Source organism: Brevundimonas aurantiaca, from assembly GCF_904830995.1.
GTDB classification, from domain to species: domain Bacteria; phylum Pseudomonadota; class Alphaproteobacteria; order Caulobacterales; family Caulobacteraceae; genus Brevundimonas; species Brevundimonas aurantiaca.
In genome coordinates this window covers 1,939,407-1,957,290 of the sequence record NZ_CAJGVD010000001.1, presented here as the reverse complement: position 1 = coordinate 1,957,290, position 17,884 = coordinate 1,939,407, and the positions used below count along the sequence as shown (strand labels likewise).

The window sequence follows — 17,884 nt, the reverse complement described above, 5'->3', positions numbered from 1 at the left end:
TGTCGCGACGGGCCTCGTCGTCTTCACGCCTGGATCAGGCGGCGTCGTCGAGCGCCGCCTCGCCTTCAGCGGTGACCTCGAAGGCGCCGACGCCGTCGTCAGCATCGCCTTCGCTCTCTTCCGCCGTATCGCTCTCCGGACCGTCAGCGTCCGACGCCGCGACCTCGTCGACGTCGGGCGGTGTGGTCCAGGACAGGCTGGCCGGCGCCCATCCCTTCTCGGCCGCATTCTCCTCGACCCAGGGGATCAGATCGGCCTTCTTCAGCAGGGCCGCTCTCACATCGGCCCGGTCCATCTCTTCCAGCATCTTCAGCAGCAGGGTTTTGGAATGCGGCTTCAGGAACTCGGCGTCCGGGGTCCAGTGCAGACTGATGTCCGCGCCGCAAAGCTCGGCGAGTTCAGCGGCTTCGGCCCGGGCCGACTTGCGGATCAGTGTGGTCCGCTCCTCCCGAACATCCAGGGAGAGGGCGGTGAGCTCGGCCAGCAAACCCATCTTGTCGCCATGGGCGAGACCATGCACCCAGGCGATCACCGTCTGGCCCGACGCCTCCCACGCGGCGCGTCGATCGTCGAGCCTCTGGCGGACCTCGCCGTCCAACGCCTCGATGACGCGACCGCCGGTCGGCTTGAAGGCGGACGCGGTCAGGGCGAGGGCGGACTCGGACCTCTGGCCGGAGGTCCTGACGGCCAGCTGATTGAACAGGCGGGCGATCAGCGCCGTGAAGGCGACGCCGGGATCGTCGGCGAGGGCGCGGATCAGACCGCGGGTGGCCACGTCGGTGCGCACGGCGTGAAGGGCGTGGTTGACGCCCTCGGTCTCGGGTTCCGGCGTATCGACCTCGGGCGGCCGGTAGACGGGAGCGGCAGCGATGCCCCCCGCGGAGGCGGGCGCCTCATCGTCGGTCTCGTCCTCGACTTCCGGTTCCACGGGCGTGAAGCACCGGACTTCGATCCCGGTGCGTAGTGCAGGACGCAGGACCAGGGTCGTGGCTGCCCGGCCGCTCCATCCCGCCTGATCCATGGCCAGGCGGTCGCGGATCATGACGTCGAGCGCGGCGTCCACCGCCTCGGCGTCGGTCGTCTCCGTCAGGACCGCCTCGACCCCTTCGACGGCGGCGTTGAAGGCGTCTCGCTTGTCGCGGTAGGCCGCCATCTCCGTGGCCGGAAGCATGCCGCCGTAGACGTAACCGGCGGCTTCCAGATCGTCCGGCAGGTCCGGTTCGGGGCCCGCCGTGACGTGGACCGCCAGGCCCTCGGCCTCGTAGATCAGGGCGATCTCCCGTGCACGTCGGGTCCAGGCCTCCGTGAGAATGGCCGGGTCCAGCAGCACCGGCGGCAGCTCGCCGAACAGATCGGTCTCGGAGCGGCCGCCGGCCTCGGCGTATCGCTCCGGGCCGATGAGGGCGCAGCGAGGGTCGCGCGCGGTGACGCGAGCCTCGTCGAGCTTTTCGGTCACGCGCCAATCCTGGAAACCGTGACCGTCGAGGGTCATCCGGGCCAGCTCCGCCTGCTCGTCGGGGTCGGAGAGCCTGGCGAGCAGGCGCGCCTGGCGCAGGTTCAGCCGGCCGAGCCGCAGCGCCTGCAGCGCGACATCCGGCAGGGCGGCAAGGGCCGCGAGACGTTTGATGTCGATTTCCGCGTATCCCAGCGCCTTGGCGATCGTGGGCACGCCGAGCTTGCGTTTCAGCATCCGGCCGATCGCCGCGATGATGTCGGCGACATGGACCGGCACGGCCGTGTTGGTGAGCAGGACGGCCGCGGCCTGGCGGGCGGGATCCGTCTCGACGAAGACATCGACGAGGAAGCTGTCGTCGATACGTCCCTGTTCGACCAGAAGACGAAGCGCCAGCAAGCGCCGCCTGCCGTCGAGCGCCATGTTGGCGGCTTCCTTCTTTCGACCGGGCCGGACGGTCAGGGGCTGCAGCTGACCGGCGGCGAACAGAGTCTCGGCAAGCAGCGGAATGTCATCGTCGGAGGGCTCGCCGAAGCGAAGGTTCTCCGGGGCGATGTCGAGATCACGGAGATGGACCAGCGGGCGGTTACGGGTCGACGCGACCTGGAAGGGGGTGGCGACGACGGCGACGGCGGTGGAACGGGACATGAGGGCTCTCCTGCCGTAGGCGAGGTCCATCCCCGCCTTTACGGCGCCCGTCCGCGCTCTTCCTTTCCCGCTTTCTGATGGTCTCGAGCGGCCTCGTTCCAGTCGCCGAACGGGGCTGGGGGAAAGGCGACGATCGCTTCCACGCCATCGCGCTCGAGCCGCCTGGCCAGCCGCATCGCGGCGATCTCCCCGGCTTCGCCCCGGTCTCCGGCGATTAGAACCGTCGAAACATGGTGGGGTGCATGCCACCGCGAGAGGTTTCCGGCTGACATGAGCGCCCAGCCCGGCAGGTCGAAGCGGACCATGGCGGACAGGGTGGTGACGACGCCTTCGGCCACCAGCATCCGCGCCGCCGCGGGACGCAGCCGTACGGCCGATCCCGGCGGGACTTGGCCCACGGTCTTGCGGGGAACGCTCAGACCCGATGCGACCTGCCCGTTGGTCGCGAGATAGGTGAGCTCGACGGCCGTGAGATCCCCCGAGGGCGACCGGATCCCGGTCATCATCGCGCGTCCGACGCGCCGCCCCGGCCGGTAGACCGAGAGGGGCGCGCGGGGATGTTCGAGCAGGTCGTCGAGGTCTTCCCGCCAAGCGACGCCGCGCACGGCGAGGTGACGTGCGACCACGCCGGTCCGGGCGGGCCTTACCCCATCCTGCCAGAGCGCACCCGCGACCGCCCGCCGTCGGGGGTGGTCGATCACGGGCCTGTCCGGCGTGTCCGCGACACCCATGAGCCGACCGCCGTGATCGACCAGTCCGCGACGCCGCAGGTCGTCGCGCACCTCCCGCCAATCGGCCGCGCCGAAGGTGTGGATGACGACACGGCCGCCATCGAGCAGGAGCGAGACGGAACGGTCCGCCTTCCCATGGCCGGGCGCCGGCACATTGGCGCGCAAGCCGTTCTGGTAGAGGTCTCCGCCGAGGATCGCCACGATCTGGCGCAGGCTCACCGGAAGTGCCCGAGGGTGCGCAGGCTGGCCGTACCGTCCCTCCCGACGACCAGATGATCGTGAACCTGGATGTCGAAGACCTTGGCGGCGTCGACGATCTTCCGCGTCATCTCGATGTCGGCGCGGGACGGCTCGGGATCGCCCGAAGGGTGATTGTGCACGAGGATGATGGACGCGGCCGACCCCTCCAGCGCCCGCCGCACGACCTCGCGCGGATAGACGGGGGCATGGTCGATCGTGCCCTGGGCGACCAGTTCGTCGCTCAGGAGCCGGTTGCGCTTGTCGAGGAACAGGGCCCGGAACTGCTCGCGGGGTTCCTCGGCCAATGCGACCCGAACATAGGCGAGCAAGGCCGTCCAGCTGGTGATGACGGGCCGTCTCGAAGCCTCGGCGCGGACCAGCCGTTCGCTGAGCACACGAAGCAGTTTCAGGTCGGTGAGAGCCGCTGGTCCCAGTCCGCTGGCGCGCGCCAGTTCCGGCACATCGGCGGAAGCAATGGCGGCGATGTCGCCGAACCGGTCGAACAGGGCGTCCACGGCGGGCATTGATGTCTGTCGCATGCTGCGGCCCAGCAGAAGCGCGAGGAGGGCGCGGTCGTCGAGGTTGGCGAGGGAACTCGTGTCGGGCGAACGCCCAGCCGCGGCGATCGCGGGTTCGAGGTCAGGAAGCGGGCGCATGGCGGTCTCCAGCAAGGCTCCCAAGCGGAGCATTCCCGGCCGCCCTTCCTTTCTTCCCGATCGCGCTTTTCGATCCGACCGGATCGGCCCAGGTTGATCCGATGAAATGGTGGCTCATCCTCCCGCTCCTCGCCGCGCCCGCGATCGCCCATGCCGATCCGTGCGAGGGGCGACTGCCAGATCGCGCCGGACAGGTTTTCTCGGGGCAAACCCGCTATGTCGGCGATGGCGACGGGCTCTGCGTCGGCGACAGCACGAACCCCTCCACCTGGATCGAGGTGAGGCTCGCGGACTTCAATGCCCCGGAGCTCAACGCACCGGGCGGACGCGCCGCCCGGGACCAGTTGCGCCGTCTGGTGATGGGCCGACGCCTCGAATGCGTGGCGACGCGAGGACGTAGCGGCCGGGTGATCGTCTATGATCGGGTGATCGCGACCTGCCGGCTCGACGGTCGTCGTGTCGGCGACCTCCTGAGGGCCGCCGGGGTGCGCGAAGGCGGCAACTGACCCGTCACGGCTCGGAGACGAGCCGACAGCGAGAATATATTGCGGTCCGGCCGGATCGGGCAAAACGGCTCACCCGCGTGACACGCCTCTATATCGGCGTCGACGGCGCCCGAGGACCGGATTTGCGGCCAGAAAGTCGCCTCAAACGGCCCTCTCCCTCGAAGTCTCGATGGTCTTCGAACGGATGGTCGTCATGCCGCCAGCACGCCTCGCCGGTCTTGTCGCCGCACTACTAGTCGCGCTTCAGGCGTCCACCCAGACCTTCGCCTGGCTTTATCGCTATCATGTGACGCTGGGGCCGGCGCTCCGGCTGGACGAGACAGGCGTCTACTGGCCCTGGATGATCCTCGTCTGGCGCCAGAGGTTCGGGGCGGCGGAGGGGGACGCCTTCGCCCTGCCGCTCTCGGTCTTCATGCTCGTGATGGCCGCGGGCGCCGGGGGCCTGCTTCTGTTCGACGGCGGCGCCGTGAAGCGAACGCGCGGGTGGGGCGGCCTGGCGGAGGCTCGCCGTGCGGGCCTGAGGCACGACGCGGGGTGCGTCCTCGGGCGGTTGCAGGGCCGTCTTCTGGCGACGACCGACCTGCGCCCGACGCTCGTGACGGGCGGGACCCGCGCGGGGAAGGGACGGGGCCATGTCGTCCCCACCCTGTTGAGCTGGACCGACAGCGTCCTGGTCCATGATCCCAAGGGGGAGCTGTGGCGGGTGACCGCCGGTTGGCGCGCCCAGCACAGTCATGCGCTCTACTTCAACCCGCGAGACCCGGCGTCCGCGCGCTTCAATCCTCTGGCGGAGATCAGACCGGGGCCCCAGGAACTGGCGCAGGTCCAGCGGCTGGTCGCCATCCTCAGCGATCCGGGAGGCGCACGGGACGACGAGGCCATCTGGGACAAGGCGGCCTCCGAGATCCTCGAGGCGGTGATCCTGCACGTCCTCTACACGGCTCCGGACGCGGAGAAGACGTTGCTGACGGTCCGGACGATCCTCGCCGATCTGGACGCCGCCGCCGACGTCATGGTCCGGACCCTTCATCGTCTGGGTCCCGAGGGCGTCCCCGAGGTCCATCCGTTCATCTCCACGGCGGTGAAGGGCTACGCGGCCATGCACGACCGCTTTCGCACGTCGGTGCAGGGCACGGCGCGCAGCTATCTCAAATGGCTGGCCGGCGACGACCTGGTACACGCGCTGTCGGCATCGGATTTCGCGCTCGGGGACCTCATGTGCGCCGAGGCGCCCGTCTCCCTCTATGTGCAGGTCGCTCCGGCCGACGCCGTCGCTTTGCGACCGGTGATCCGGCTTCTCTTCTACGCGGCGGCCCAGGCCCTGACCGCCGCAGAGCACGCCGACGACGCGGGCCGCGAGAAGCGCCGGCGCCTTTTGATGCTCATGGACGAGTTCCCGCTGCTGGGCCGACTGGCCTTCTTCGAGAAGTCCCTGCGCCTGATGAGCGGCTACGGCATCAAGACAATGTTCGTCGCCCAGTCCCTGAACGACATCGTCGAGACCTATGGGGCCAACAACACCATCCTCGACAACTGCCATGTCTATACCGCCTTCAGCGCTCTCGATCCGCTGACCCAGGACAAGGTGTCGAAGCTCACCGGCACCGTGCTGGAGCGAAAGACCAGCCGCAGTGGTCCCGCCGGGCTGGGCTCCGGCCGAAGTTCGGTGTCACGCTCCGAGATCGAACGCCCCCTGCTGGAGCCGGGCGAGATCCGCGCGCTGCCGGACGAGGTGCAGCTGACCTTTGCGGCAGGGCACAGACCGCTGCGGACACGCAAGGTGCTCTACGACAGGGAGCGACCCTTCCGGGCGCGCGCGGACCTGCCGCCGCCGGATCAGGCGGCTGGCGTCGACACGCCTGGCGCACCGGTTCACCCATGGGCGGGACGACGGGGGCTGGGCGAGGATCCGGAGGCGGCCCTGCCGCTGTTCAAAGAGGTGGAGGCGGCGATCCATGACCGACGCGTCGCCGCCAGGGCGGCCGAGACCTACGAGCGGATTTCGACCGCCTTCGCGGCGGAACAGGCGGTGCTTGACGGGTTGCAGGGAGGCGGGGATGGGCGGGCGTGAGACCGGGGCGACGCGGGTTCAGGTCTATCTCACCGACCCCCGCGTGGTCGCCGCCCTGCAGCGGGAAGCGCGCTCGGCCAATATTCCGATCAGCCAGGCCGCCGGACGCTCGCTTGCGAAGGGCCTGGCCAGAAGCCTCCCCGCCGATCCGGACGACCGTCTGCTTCAGCTCGACCGCGCGCTAAGAGACCACATGCGGTCGACGGCGCGAGACGTGCAAATCATCCAGGAGCTGGTCATCGAGGTCGCCCGCGCCTTCTTCATGCGTTTGCCGGACGCCGTCACGGATCAGGATCCTGTCGCCCGCGCCGCAGTGGACCGCCGGATCGAACAGCTTCTCGATGACACGGCCGCCCGGTTGATCTCGGGCGGCAGGCCGCAGCGCGGGACGGCCGAATGAGCGTCCATCCTATCGTCGGCGAACGGAAGCTGGAGGCGCTTCGCCACGCGCTGGGGCCCGACATCCTGGAGGCGCTCACCGATCCGCTTGTGGTCGAAGTCCTCGTCAACCCGGATGGGCGCCTGGTCCTGGATCGCGTCGGGACCGGGCGCGCCGATACCGGCCACGAGTTGGAGTCAGAAGCCCGGGAACGGGTCATCCGGTTGATCGCGGACTATGTCGGGGATCCGGTCACCCGGGAGAATCCACGTCTGGCAGGCGTCCTTCCGGTCACCGGAGAACGGTTCCAGGGCTTTCTTCCGCCGGTCACCGCCGCGCCCGCCTTTTCGATCCGAAAACGCCCGGCCGTGATCTGGACCCTGGACGACTATGTCCGTGACGGCGTGATTACGAAAGACCAGGCCGGCGTTCTGCGAGAGGCTGTCCTGACCAGGAAGAACCTGCTGATCTCGGGCGGCACGGGTTCAGGGAAGACGACCCTCGCTAACGCGCTGCTCGCGGAGCCGGCGTTCGCGAACGATCGTGTCTTCCTGATCGAAGACACCCCCGAGCTTCAATGTTCCGCCTGGGATCTGGTAGCCACGCTCACGCGTCGCCATCCGGTCTCGATCGGGGTCGTCGACCTGGTCCGTGACGCCCTGCGCATGCGGCCCGATCGGATCGTCGTGGGTGAGATGCGAGAAGGGTCGGCGGCGCTCGAGACGCTCAAGGCGTGGAACACCGGGCACCCGGGCGGTCTTTCGACGATCCACGCCAATTCCGCAGAGGAAGCGCTGACACGGTTAGAGGATTTGCTTGCTGAAGTTGGCTCACCTTTGGCAACTCGCGTCATAGCCAATGCAGTCAATATTATCGTTCATATCCGCAGGGGGAAGGAAGAGCGCCGCATCGATCCTGTACTGCGGGTCGATGGTATTTCCGTAGGCGGGTATGCCACTCGAAGCCTCTGAGCTCGGTCGCCTTGCAGTCTCAAATAGTCCACTGCAACGAGACAAGAACTGACTCGTAGCCGCGATTTAAAGTGTCCGATGTCGGTTAGAGCAGAACCACCCCAGCCAATCCTCCGACCGCCAGGATGATCGGCGGGGCCAGCTTGCTTTTCCAGAACCAGTTGGCGGCGAAGGCGGCGAGAACAATGGCGAGAAGCGCGGGCGCGCGATCTAGCGGCGTCATCAGTCCGGAAAATAGCTGGAAGGCCGTCACGACGATCAGGCCCACTACGCCGGCCGCGACGCCTTCCAGAACCGTCTTGATCGCCTCCATCTCCACCACGGTCTCCAAACGCTCGTAGAAGATCAGGGAGAAGGCGAAGGCCGGCAGGAAGATGCCTGCGGTGATCGCCAGCGCGCCAAGAGGACCGCCCGCGACATAGCCAATGAAGGTCGAGAAGATGATCAACGGCGCGGGCAGCACGCCGGACAGGGCCAAACCGTCGAGAAACTGTCCGTCGCTCATCCATCCATGCGCTGCCGCATCGTTCCGGAGAAAAGGGATGGCGGTATAGGCGCCGCCGAAGGTCAGCAGCCCAGCCTTCAGCCCCGACAGGAGCAGGAGCCACGGCGCCACCGATCCCGGGGAAGTCGCGATGAAGTCGGCGGCCGCTCTAGCCGTCGGCTGGGGCGTCAGCGTGTGGACCATTACCGCCGCCGCAAGCGCGATGGCCGTCACGCCTAAAGCGAGACCGCGCCGTCCAGCCTTGGCGAGCGCGTAGACCACCCCCGCCGCGGGCAGGGTGATCCAGAAACTGACACTGGCGAGCGCCGCGGCGGCGCTGGCGACGCCCACGCCCCAGAGCCAGCGATCGACCAGGATGTGCTGACCGATCCGTTGGACGGCGCGAAAGATCAGAGCAACGACCGCCGCCTGAACGCCCAGAAAAGCCGCCCCCACCCAAGCCCGATCAAAGTTAATGCGGAAATAGAGCCAGGACAGGACCATCATCAGGACGAAGCCCGGCAGCATGAAGCCCAACCCTGCCAATACCCCGCCCAAGCGACCTCTGGCGCGCATGCCCAGATGGACGCTGAGTTCGTGCGCCTCGGGTCCAGGCAGGACCTGAAGCACGGCCAACAGCCGGTTGAAGCGGGCGCTGGACATCCAGCGCTCCTCGTCGATCAGTTCGCGCCGGAGCATGGCGATCTGAGCGACCGGCCCGCCAAAGGCGAGGCCGCCGAACTTGAGGAACCGCCAGAACAGGGCGGCATGGCTGAGCGACGGGGGAATAGGCTCGCTGGATGGAGAGGCGGCAACCTGGGTCATCATCGCTCCTTGCCGCGCCGGAGGCGCGGGTTAGAGCGGGTCTTGGGCGACAGGGCCGCCGACACCGGGCGCCCGCGATAGCCCGGACCTCCTTGGTATACCGACCCTCGCGTCCGTCAACCGGCTATGACGGACTTATCAATATATGTCCCGCCGATAGACCAGCTTCGGCCATGGCTTCGAGATGGTCGTCGCCGAGCGCCTGCCGCAAGGCGTTCACAAGTGGTGATTCTTCAGCCCGGCCAGCGTCGATGCTGAGCGTCCAGAACGAAGGCATGGCTGTGTACACCGTCCCGCGCCGGGTGATCGGCAAGGTGCGGATCGTCCGGGGCTAACTCCGGGTGACTGTGCGGAACCGCCTCCGGATCGCGGCGCGGCCAAAGAACCAGGCCCGCAACCAGACCGATCGCGCAGAGGGCCGCCAGCGTTAGGAAGGCGGCGGCCGGATTGACCGTCGCGCTGACCAGTCCAGACACCGGGTAGGCGATCAGCCAGCAGGCGTGGGACAGGGCGAAGTAGGCGGCGAACAGGGCGGGCCGGTCCTCTGCTGCAGACGACCGACGCAGAACCCGCCCAATCGGCACCAGGGTCATGCCGTAGCCGGCGCCCAGCACCAACCACAGCCCCAGAAGAACCGGGTAGCGGGTGGCGAGCATGCTGCCGGCGACCAGGACAAGGGTCATGATCACGCCGCCCGTGGCGACGACGCTGCGATCCGGGACGCGCTCCAGCACGCGGGGCAGCGTCAGGGCGGTGGCCATCGATCCGAGACCGAAGGCGGCGAGAGCCCAGGCGGTCGCCTGTTCGCCGAGGTCGAAGCCGGACTGAACTAGGACGACGGTGTTGACGAACACCATGGCGCCGCCCGCCGAGGTGGCGAGGCTGAAGGCGAGGACGCCGCGCAGACGGGGCGTCAGCAGGAACAGGCGCAGCCCCCCGGTCAGGCGTTCGATGAAGGGACGCGGCGCGGCGGCCTTGGTGGTCGGGAGCGCCGCCGAGACGACGAACAGGGCCGAGATGACGAAGCCGATCGCCGTGCCGCCGAAGAGGCCGCTCCACATCATAACCGACAGTAGCAAGGCCGCGAGCACGGGACTGGCGACGCTCTCCAGATCGGCGGCGAGGCGCGAGAGCGACAGGGCCTCGGTGTATTCGCGCTCGTCCGGAAGCAGGTCCGGGATCATGGCCTGGAAGGCGGGGGTGAAGGCGGCGGCGGCGACATAGAGCACCGTCATCAGGGCGTAGACCTGCCAGCCCTCGCTGACGAACGGCAGGCTGGCGGCGACCAGCGCGCGGACGATGTCCAGGCTCACAAGCAGGGTCTTGCGCGGCAGGTTGCTGACCAAGGCGCTGGCGAAGGGCGCGACCCCGACATAGGCGACCATCTTGATGCCCAGCACGATGCCTAGGATCTCGCCCGCATTGGCCCCGGCGAGATCATGGGCCAGCAGACCCAGCGCCACGGTCGCGAGACCCGTGCCGAGCAGCGCCGCGACCTGGGCCGTGAACAGTTTGCAATAGGCGGGATGACGGAGGGGTGAGAACAGCGACATGGCGAAGCGTCCAATGGAAAGGCCGGCTGGAAGGTGATGGGCGAGGCGGCGTCGGACCGCCTCGCCCGGATGATCAGAAGCAGATCGCCTGGGGTCTAGTCGACGAACTCGACTGACTCATAGGCGCCGCTCGTCACCAGGGTGATGGTGACGGTTTCATCGCCGCGATTGCGCCAGAACCACCCATGATGCCCGTCAAAGGCGGCGATGATGGCGCCCTGGACACGGGTGTCTGTGCCCTTGCCATAGCCATGATAGCTTATCCCGCGACCATCGCCGTGGGTGTCGTAGTTCACCGCGCCGCCGTCAGTGGACCAGGTGAATTCGGCCCGGTCGCCTTCCCTCATGGTCAGCTTGATCTCGCCACCTTCGTCGGGTTCGAGCGTCAGGCTCGTCCGGTCCGAACGGACTGCCGGTGCGGGGGTTGAAGCGGCGACGACCGGTGCTGCACCCACGACCGGAGGCGTGGCGGCTTCTGTCGTGGGCTGGGGTTCGACAGCCGGAGCGGGGGCTTGCGCCAGCGGGGTCAGGGGCGTCGTGGCGACCGTGACCGCCTGGGGTGCGACGCCTTCCTCTTCCGCCGCCGCCTCGGCGGCGAGCTGGCGCTTGATGCGGCCCATCTCGGTCAGGCCGAAGACTGACCCGATACGGGTTGGATCAATTCCGTATTCGGCCGGCATGACCACGGTCACCGTCAGAACGGCGGCGATCGCGGCGGCGATGCCGGTCGATTTCAGAAGCTCGGACGTGCTGGGCAGGTCGGAGGGGTTGGGGCGGTTTGCGTTATACATTCGAGGTCTCCGATCACATGACGAAGAGGCCGACGAGCTGGTAGCCCGTCAGGAGGAAGCCGAGCGTCATCAGCACGACGTTGGTGAGGTAGGCGTGTTTCCAGAAGCTGTTCGAGCGGCGCCAGAATCCCATCAGGATCAGGATGCCGCCCAGAGCCAGAAGCTGTCCGGCCTCGACCCCGATGTTGAAGGCGATCAGGTTGCCGATCAGGCCGTCGGGCGAGAGCTGGAAGTCCTGGAGCTTGGTCGCCAGGCCGAAGCCGTGGAACAGACCGAAGATCACGGTCGCGGCCTTAGTCGAGGGCTGAAAGCCGAACCACCGCTGATAGGCGCCCATGTTGTCGAGCGCCTTGTAGACGACTGACAGACCGATGATGGCGTCGATGAGGTAGCTGGAAACGCTGACGTTGGTCAGGACGCCCAGCAGCAGGGTGGACGAGTGACCGATGGCGAACAGGGTTACATAGATAGAGATGTCCTTCATCCGGTAGAGGAAGAAGATCACCCCGAACAGGAACAGCAGGTGGTCGTAGCCGGTGACCATGTGCTTGGCCCCCAGATAGACGAACGGCCAGAAAAGGAAGCCGGAGGTTTCCTGGATATAGCCTTTGTCGCCCTCGGCCACGCCGTGGGCGAGGGCCTGACTGAAGACGCCGTCGAGGACGAGAAGGGTGATCGCCATCAGAGCGAGCGCCCAGGGCGAGTGGAGCCACGACCAAGGGGCGCGGTTCTGAAGAGATTTCATGATCGACCTTGTGTGTGAGGATTGAGATCTGGCGCGCATCAGACGCTCCTGGGCTTGCGGAACGGCAGACGATCCAGCCACGGCCGGCGCGGCTTGTCCGAGGCGCGCTCCCGTCTGTGCATCAGGCTGTAGAGGGCCGGGAGCACGAGCAGGGTCAGGATCGTCGAGGAGAGGATCCCGCCGATGACCACCGTGGCCAGCGGACGCTGGACCTCGGCGCCGGCGCCCACGTTCAGGGCCATGGGCACGAAGCCCAGGCTGGCCACGAGCGCGGTCATCAGAACCGGGCGCAGACGGGTCAGGGCGCCCTCGCGGATCGCCTCGCCCACCGGCCTGCCCTCTTCGATCAAGCCCCGGATGAAGCTGACCATCACTACGCCGTTCAGCACCGCCACGCCCGAAAGCGCGATGAAGCCGACGCCCGCCGAGATGGACAGGGGCAGGCCCCGCATGGCCAGGAAGGCCACGCCCCCGGTCAGCGCCAGAGGCACTCCCGAGAAGACGATCAGGCTGTCCCGCCACGAGCGGAACAGGGCGAACAACAGGCCCAGGATCAGCAGCAGCACCGCCGGAACCACGACCTGAAGCCGCTGGGCGGCCGAGATTAGTTGTTCGAAGGTGCCGCCATAGGTGATCCAGTAGCCGGCAGGCAGTTCCACATCGCGTTCGACGCGCTCGCGCACCTCTCCGATGAAGGAGCCCAGATCGCGGTCGCGGACGTTGGCGGTGACGACGATGCGTCGCTTCCCATCCTCGCGGCTGATCTGGTTCGGGCCGGTCTCCAGTTCGATCGTGGCGATCTCGCTGAGCGGCACGAAGGCGCGAGGTTGTCCCTCCGACGCCGGCAGCGGGACCTGGATGCGGCCGATGGCGTCGGTGTTGGAGCGCAGGTCCTCGGGCAGGCGGACGACGACGTCGAAACGACGGTCGCCCTCGAAGATCTGGCCCGCCGTCGTGCCGCCCATGGAGGTCGAAATGACCTGCTGGACGTCGTCGATGCTGAGACCCAGCCGCGCGATGGCGGCGCGGTTCGGCGTGATCTGCAACATGGGCAGGCCGGTGACCTGTTCCGATTGCGGATCGGCCGCGCCCTCGACCGAGCCGACGATCTCCTCGATCTGCGAGCCGAGGGCCACCAGCTGGTCGAGGTCGTCGCCGTGGATCTTGATGGCGACATCGGCCCGAACGCCCGAGAGCAGTTCGTTGAAGCGCATCTGGATCGGCTGGGTGAACTCGTATTTCGAGCCGGGGACGGCGTTCACCGCCTCCTCCATCTCGCGCACCAGTTCGAGGCGATCCTTGCGCGGGTTTGGCCATTGGTCCCGGTCCTTCAGCAAGATGAAGGTGTCGGCGACGGACGGCGGGACAGGATCGGTCGCCACCTCGGCTGTGCCGATCTTGGCGACGACCCGCTCCACTTCCGGGAACCGCGCCAGCCGCGCCTCCAGAGCGGTCTGCATCTGGATGGCCTGACTCAGGCTGGTGCCCGGGATGCGCAGCGCGTGCATGGCGATGTCGCCCTCATCCAGGTTCGGCACGAATTCCGAACCCATTCGAGAGGCGACAAAACCTGCCAGCAGGACCAGGGCGACAGCGCCGCCGATCATCAGGCCGCGCGCCTTGAGCGCGAAGTCGAGCGCCGGCCGGTAGCCGACCCGCGCCCAGCGCATGACGAAGCTGTCCTTCTCCTGCACCTTGCCCGTGACGAACATGGCCACGGCGGCCGGCACGAAGGTCAGCGACAGCAGGAGCGCCCCGGTCAGGGCGATGACGACGGTGATCGCCATCGGGTGGAAGGTCTTACCCTCGACCCCGTCCAGGGCGAAGATCGGCACATAAACCAGGGTGATGATCAGGACGCCGAACAGCGACGGCCGGATGACCTCGCTGGAGGCTTCGGCCGCGAGGTCGAACCGCTCTTGACGGGTGAGCAGACGCCCGTGCTGATGCTGGGTCTCGGCGAACCGCCGCAGACAGTTCTCGACGATGATGACGGCGCCGTCGACGATCAGACCGAAGTCTAGGGCCCCCAGCGACATCAGGTTGCCCGACACCCCGGCCTGCACCATGCCGGTGATGGTCATGAGCATGGTGATCGGGATGACCGCCGCCGTGATCAGGGCCGCGCGGATGTTTCCGAGCAGCAGGAACAGGATGACGATGACCAGAAGGGCGCCTTCGACGAGGTTCTTCTCCACCGTCTTGATGGCGCGTTCGACCAGGTTGGTCCGGTCGTAGACGGGCGAGGCGACGACCCCGTTGGGAAGAGCCCGCGAGGCTTCCTCCAGCTTGGCGGCGGCGGCCTGGGCCACCACACGGCTGTTCTCTCCGGCCAACATCAGGACGGTGGCGAGCACCGTCTCCTTGCCGTTCTCGGTCGCGGCCCCGGTGCGCAGCTCCTCACCCAGACCAACGTCGGCGACCTCGGCGATGCGGATCGGAACCCCGCCCCGCGTCGTCACCACGATGTTGAGCAGGTCCTCGGTGGTCGAGGCCTGACCCGGCACGCGGATCAGATACTGCTCGCCGTAGCGTTCGACATAGCCCGCGCCGACGTTGGCGTTGTTGCGGTTCAGCGCCTCGACCACTTCGCCCATGGTCACGCCGTAGGCGGCGAGCCGCTCCGGGCGCGGGGTGACGTGATACTGCCGCTCGAAGCCGCCGATGGTGTTGACCTCGGTGACGCCGGGCGTGTTGCGCATCTGGGGCCGGATGACCCAGTCCTGAAGCGTCCGCAGATCCTCGGGCGTATAGGTCGAGCCGTCCGCCTTGCGGGCGCCGGGTGCGGCCTCGATCGTATACATGAAGATTTCGCCGAGCCCGGTGGCGATCGGGCCGAGTTCGGGCGACACGCCGGGCGGAAGCTGGCCCAGGGCGGTCTGAAGCCGCTCGTTGACCAGTTGCCGCGCCCGGTAGATGTCGGTGCCGTCCTCGAACACGACAGTGACCTGGCTCAGGCCGTAGCGCGAGACGGAGCGGGTGTAGGACAGGCCCGGCACGCCCGCGATGGCGGTCTCGACCGGGAAGGTGATGCGTTGTTCGGCTTCCAACGGCGAATAGCCGGGGGCCTCTGTGTTGACCTGTATCTGGACGTTGGTGATGTCCGGCGTCGCGTCGATCGGAAGGCGCTGGAAGCTCCAGACTCCGACCGCGCAGGCGACCAGCACGAGCGCCATGACGACCCAGCGGAACTGGATCGACAGGCGGATGATGCGTTCAAGCATTGTGGCGCATCCCCCGCTTAGTGGTCGTGGCTCGCGCCGGACTTCTCGATGTCCGCGCGAATGAGGAAGGCGCCGTCCACGACATATTCCGTGCCGGGCTCAAGCCCGCCCAGAATCTCGGTCCACTCGTCGGTGCGCCGGCCCAGGTCCAGCATGCGGACCTCGTAGGTATTGCCAACCTTGGCGTAGACGACGGTGAAGTCGCGGAACGGCTGGAGGGCCTTCGTCCGGACGGCCAAGGGAACTTCGCCGGAGCCGACATAGACCGTCCCCTCGACTCCCAGGCCCGGTCGCCATGAACCGGAGCCCGCCGGCAGATGGACGTGGGCGACCAAGGTCTGGCTGAGCACGTCCGCTGAAGGCAAAATGGCCTCGATCACGGCGCTGACCCTGCTATCGCCGGCCAGGCTCCGCACTTCGACCCGCTGTCCGACCCGCACCCGCTCGGCATCGCGAGGATAAAGGAAGAACTCGGCGTGAAGCTGAGACGGGTCGCCGATCTCCAGCATGGGCTCGCCATTGCCGGTAATCTGGCCCGGGTTCACGTTCTTGACCGTCACCACGCCCGAAATAGGGGCAGTGATAGCGTAGGTTTGCAGGCTCTCGCTCGACTCGACGCGAGCGATCACCTGGCCCCGGCGCACTCGACTGCCCAGTTCCACCGCCATCGAAACGACGCGGCCTGGATAGCGCGCGTGCACTTCGGCCTGACCCTCGGGTTTGATCTCGACCCGTCCGGCAAGCGGCAGGCTCTCGCCCAGGACTGCCGACCCCGCGCGCTCGGTGGTGACGCCGCCAGCCCGCGCTGCGTCGGCGGAAATGATCGTGCGTCCCTCATAGGACTGGTAGGTCCAATTCGAGCGCTGATTGCCCCGTGTCGCCGCGACCGCGACGTCGAAGGAGTGGGGCTCAGACACGACGCCCGGGCTGGCCAGGTAATCGTTCTCGGCCGTGAAGTTGAAGCGATCAACCTTGGGACCCAGACGGGTCAGGGCGATGGAGGCCTGGACCTGACGCGGATCGAAGGGCCTATCCTTCAGGTAGGGATAGAGTCGGAACAGGGGCTCCGGCCCTTCCTCGTAGATGGTGACCTCAAGGGAGAAGTCGCCATCGCGCAGCAGGCGGCCGTTGTGCGGACCGCGCTCATAGTCGGTCGCGGCGGCGCCTTCGGCTCCTTCGGCCTTCTCGGCCTTCTCCGAGCCGCCTCCGCAGGCAGCCATAGCCAGCGCGAGCGCGGTCATCGCCCCGCCGATGGCGAAGCGGCGTGATGGATAGCGGTTCATGGTTGGAACTCCATGCCGAGCAGATCGGCGTGCGCGCCGGTCAGCCGGTCGAGGCGGGCGCGGTCATTGTGGAAGGCCTGGAGCACGGCGACGCGCCGCGCCCGGGTCTGAAGCAGGGATGTCTGGGCGGAGATGACGTCGTTATAGGTGAAGCCGCCTCGGTTGAAGCCGTCGCGGACCAGAACCACGGCCCGTTCGGCTTGGGGCAAGGTCTCCTCCGCGATCCGGCGAGCCTCGGTGGCGCGGCTGAGGAGCTGCACTTGAAGGCGGGCGATCTCCCGCTCGCGATCCAGACGGAACGCCTCGGCGTCCGCTTGGGCGGCCAAGCCCTCGGCCCGGGCGCGGTCGATGGCGCCCTGGTTGCGATCGTAGCGTTGCAGGGGGATCGAACCGCCGAACACCAGCGAGACGTCATTGTCCCAGATGTGCCGGACGCCGACGCTGACGGTCGGATCGACGACCGCGCGGGCCGTCTCGACCCGCACCTGGGCCTCGGCGGTGGCGCGTCGCGCAAGGAAGACGTCGAGGTCCGCCTGGGCCGGAGCCCCGGCCGCGATGCGCGAGGCGCTGGTGTCCTCGAACGCATCCGCACCGAGCGAGAAGTCGACCCGGCCGTCCCAGTAGCGGGCCAGCGAGATGCGCGCGGTGCGCATCGTCACATCGGCCTGATCGAACTCGATCTGGGCCTGGGCCAGTTCGGCCTCGGCGCGCGCTCCTGCAAACAGGGGATCGCGGGCGGCATCCACCCGGCGTTGCACCTCCAACTGGAAGCGTTCGGCCAGGTCCAGCCGTTCGCGGGCGATCTCCAGCAGGGCCTCGGCGGCCAGCGCCTCGGTCCACAGCCGCTGGACGGTTTCCAACCGATCGAGCCGCGCCGCCTGGGCCTGGGCGATGATCAGGGCGCCCTCGCTCTGGGCCAGGGCGACACGCGCCGGTCGGTCGCCGCCGCGTTCCAGGCGCTGTTCATAGGTCAGCGTCGTCTCGGTCCGGCTCATGAAGTCGCCGGCGCCGAGGGTCGGCAGATTCTCGACCATCAGGCCGAGGGTGGGGTTCGGCCTCACGTCGGCCTGACGCACACCGGCCTCGACGGCGCGCATCCGCGCCGCGACACCGGCCCGGGCGGGGTCGGCTTCGGCGGCCCGGGCGAGCGCCTGGTCCAGAGTAAGGAGAGGCGCGGCCGGAGCGGTCGCGGGTGGATCTTCAGGCGTCGCCTGAGCGAACGCCTGCGCGGTCGGCAAGGCCGCCGCCAGGGCGAGCGCGAGCGTCGAAACGGCTCGCACCCGCCATCCGGCCAGACCGGACTTCGAGTATGACAAGGATGGGC

General features: G+C 67.9%; 14 protein-coding genes. 4 read left to right on the top strand and 10 right to left on the bottom strand.

Annotation, left to right across the window (positions count from 1 at the left end):
- Positions 1-34: 34 nt before the first annotated feature.
- The 3 genes from JMT67_RS09680 to radC are packed head-to-tail and all read right to left on the bottom strand — an operon-like array spanning position 35 to position 3,743.
- Positions 35-2,101 carry a ParB/RepB/Spo0J family partition protein gene (locus JMT67_RS09680; RefSeq protein WP_052004749.1) on the bottom strand — a complete coding sequence of 689 codons (2,067 nt, stop codon included), beginning with the start codon at positions 2,099-2,101 and terminating at the stop codon, positions 35-37.
- A gap of 38 nt (positions 2,102-2,139) precedes the next feature.
- On the bottom strand, positions 2,140-3,051 hold the full coding sequence (locus JMT67_RS09675; RefSeq protein WP_054764208.1) for a toprim domain-containing protein: 912 nt from the start codon (positions 3,049-3,051) through the stop codon (positions 2,140-2,142).
- Positions 3,048-3,743, bottom strand: a complete 696-nt coding sequence (gene radC / locus JMT67_RS09670) for a RadC family protein (RefSeq protein WP_231681370.1) — start codon at positions 3,741-3,743, stop codon at positions 3,048-3,050. Before radC ends, JMT67_RS09675 begins: the two co-directional genes overlap by 4 nt.
- Positions 3,744-3,829: 86 nt before the next feature.
- On the opposite strand from radC, the gene JMT67_RS09665 reads away from it, so the two are divergent.
- From JMT67_RS09665 to trbB, 4 genes are all read left to right on the top strand, one after another.
- Entirely contained in the window at positions 3,830-4,234 is a 405-nt protein-coding gene (locus tag JMT67_RS09665) for a thermonuclease family protein (RefSeq protein ID WP_035306061.1), read from the top strand.
- A 193-nt stretch (positions 4,235-4,427) separates the two neighbouring features.
- Positions 4,428-6,305, top strand: a complete 1,878-nt coding sequence (locus JMT67_RS09660) for a type IV secretory system conjugative DNA transfer family protein (RefSeq protein ID WP_201463350.1) — start codon at positions 4,428-4,430, stop codon at positions 6,303-6,305.
- Positions 6,292-6,705, top strand: coding sequence for a hypothetical protein (locus JMT67_RS09655; RefSeq protein ID WP_054764207.1), 414 nt, complete (start codon positions 6,292-6,294; stop codon positions 6,703-6,705). Before JMT67_RS09660 ends, JMT67_RS09655 begins: the two co-directional genes overlap by 14 nt.
- A complete protein-coding gene (gene trbB / locus JMT67_RS09650; protein ID WP_201463349.1) occupies positions 6,702-7,655 on the top strand; it encodes a P-type conjugative transfer ATPase TrbB in 954 nt (317 codons plus the stop codon). The genes JMT67_RS09655 and trbB overlap by 4 nt, the downstream gene beginning before the upstream one ends.
- Positions 7,656-7,740: 85 nt before the next feature.
- On the opposite strand, the gene chrA is transcribed toward trbB, so the two are convergent.
- The 7 genes from chrA to JMT67_RS09615 all read right to left on the bottom strand — a co-directional run bounded on the left by chrA (position 7,741) and on the right by JMT67_RS09615 (position 17,876).
- The gene (gene chrA / locus JMT67_RS09645; RefSeq protein WP_233455851.1) at positions 7,741-8,964 is read right to left on the bottom strand and encodes a chromate efflux transporter; all 1,224 of its coding nucleotides are present in this window, start codon (positions 8,962-8,964) and stop codon (positions 7,741-7,743) included.
- 233 nt (positions 8,965-9,197) lie between these two features.
- A complete protein-coding gene (locus tag JMT67_RS09640) occupies positions 9,198-10,517 on the bottom strand; it encodes an MFS transporter (RefSeq protein WP_201463347.1) in 1,320 nt (439 codons plus the stop codon).
- Positions 10,518-10,612: 95 nt separating this feature from the next.
- Positions 10,613-11,308: a transmembrane anchor protein gene (locus JMT67_RS09635; protein ID WP_201463346.1), complete on the bottom strand. Its 696-nt coding sequence runs from the start codon at positions 11,306-11,308 to the stop codon at positions 10,613-10,615.
- Positions 11,309-11,321: 13 nt separating this feature from the next.
- Positions 11,322-12,053, bottom strand: a complete 732-nt coding sequence (locus JMT67_RS09630) for a HupE/UreJ family protein (protein WP_201463345.1) — start codon at positions 12,051-12,053, stop codon at positions 11,322-11,324.
- Positions 12,054-12,091: 38 nt separating this feature from the next.
- Positions 12,092-15,277, bottom strand: coding sequence for an efflux RND transporter permease subunit (locus JMT67_RS09625; protein WP_201463344.1), 3,186 nt, complete (start codon positions 15,275-15,277; stop codon positions 12,092-12,094).
- 17 nt (positions 15,278-15,294) lie between these two features.
- Positions 15,295-16,560 (bottom strand): efflux RND transporter periplasmic adaptor subunit, encoded by a 1,266-nt coding sequence (locus JMT67_RS09620; RefSeq protein WP_201463343.1) that lies wholly within the window; start codon positions 16,558-16,560, stop codon positions 15,295-15,297.
- Positions 16,557-17,876: a TolC family protein gene (locus JMT67_RS09615; RefSeq protein WP_201463342.1), complete on the bottom strand. Its 1,320-nt coding sequence runs from the start codon at positions 17,874-17,876 to the stop codon at positions 16,557-16,559. Before JMT67_RS09615 ends, JMT67_RS09620 begins: the two co-directional genes overlap by 4 nt.
- Positions 17,877-17,884: the final 8 nt, after the last annotated feature.

Coding starts and splice junctions, on each gene's coding strand:
- JMT67_RS09665 (WP_035306061.1), top strand. CDS start 3,830: ATGAAATGGTGGCTCATCCTCCCGCTCCTCGCCGCGCCCGCGATCGCC.
- JMT67_RS09680 (WP_052004749.1), bottom strand. CDS start 2,101: ATGTCCCGTTCCACCGCCGTCGCCGTCGTCGCCACCCCCTTCCAGGTC.
- JMT67_RS09620 (WP_201463343.1), bottom strand. CDS start 16,560: ATGAACCGCTATCCATCACGCCGCTTCGCCATCGGCGGGGCGATGACC.
- chrA (WP_233455851.1), bottom strand. CDS start 8,964: ATGACCCAGGTTGCCGCCTCTCCATCCAGCGAGCCTATTCCCCCGTCG.
- JMT67_RS09640 (WP_201463347.1), bottom strand. CDS start 10,517: ATGTCGCTGTTCTCACCCCTCCGTCATCCCGCCTATTGCAAACTGTTC.
- JMT67_RS09635 (WP_201463346.1), bottom strand. CDS start 11,308: ATGTATAACGCAAACCGCCCCAACCCCTCCGACCTGCCCAGCACGTCC.
- JMT67_RS09625 (WP_201463344.1), bottom strand. CDS start 15,277: ATGCTTGAACGCATCATCCGCCTGTCGATCCAGTTCCGCTGGGTCGTC.
- JMT67_RS09655 (WP_054764207.1), top strand. CDS start 6,292: ATGGGCGGGCGTGAGACCGGGGCGACGCGGGTTCAGGTCTATCTCACC.
- trbB (WP_201463349.1), top strand. CDS start 6,702: ATGAGCGTCCATCCTATCGTCGGCGAACGGAAGCTGGAGGCGCTTCGC.
- JMT67_RS09630 (WP_201463345.1), bottom strand. CDS start 12,053: ATGAAATCTCTTCAGAACCGCGCCCCTTGGTCGTGGCTCCACTCGCCC.
- JMT67_RS09660 (WP_201463350.1), top strand. CDS start 4,428: ATGCCGCCAGCACGCCTCGCCGGTCTTGTCGCCGCACTACTAGTCGCG.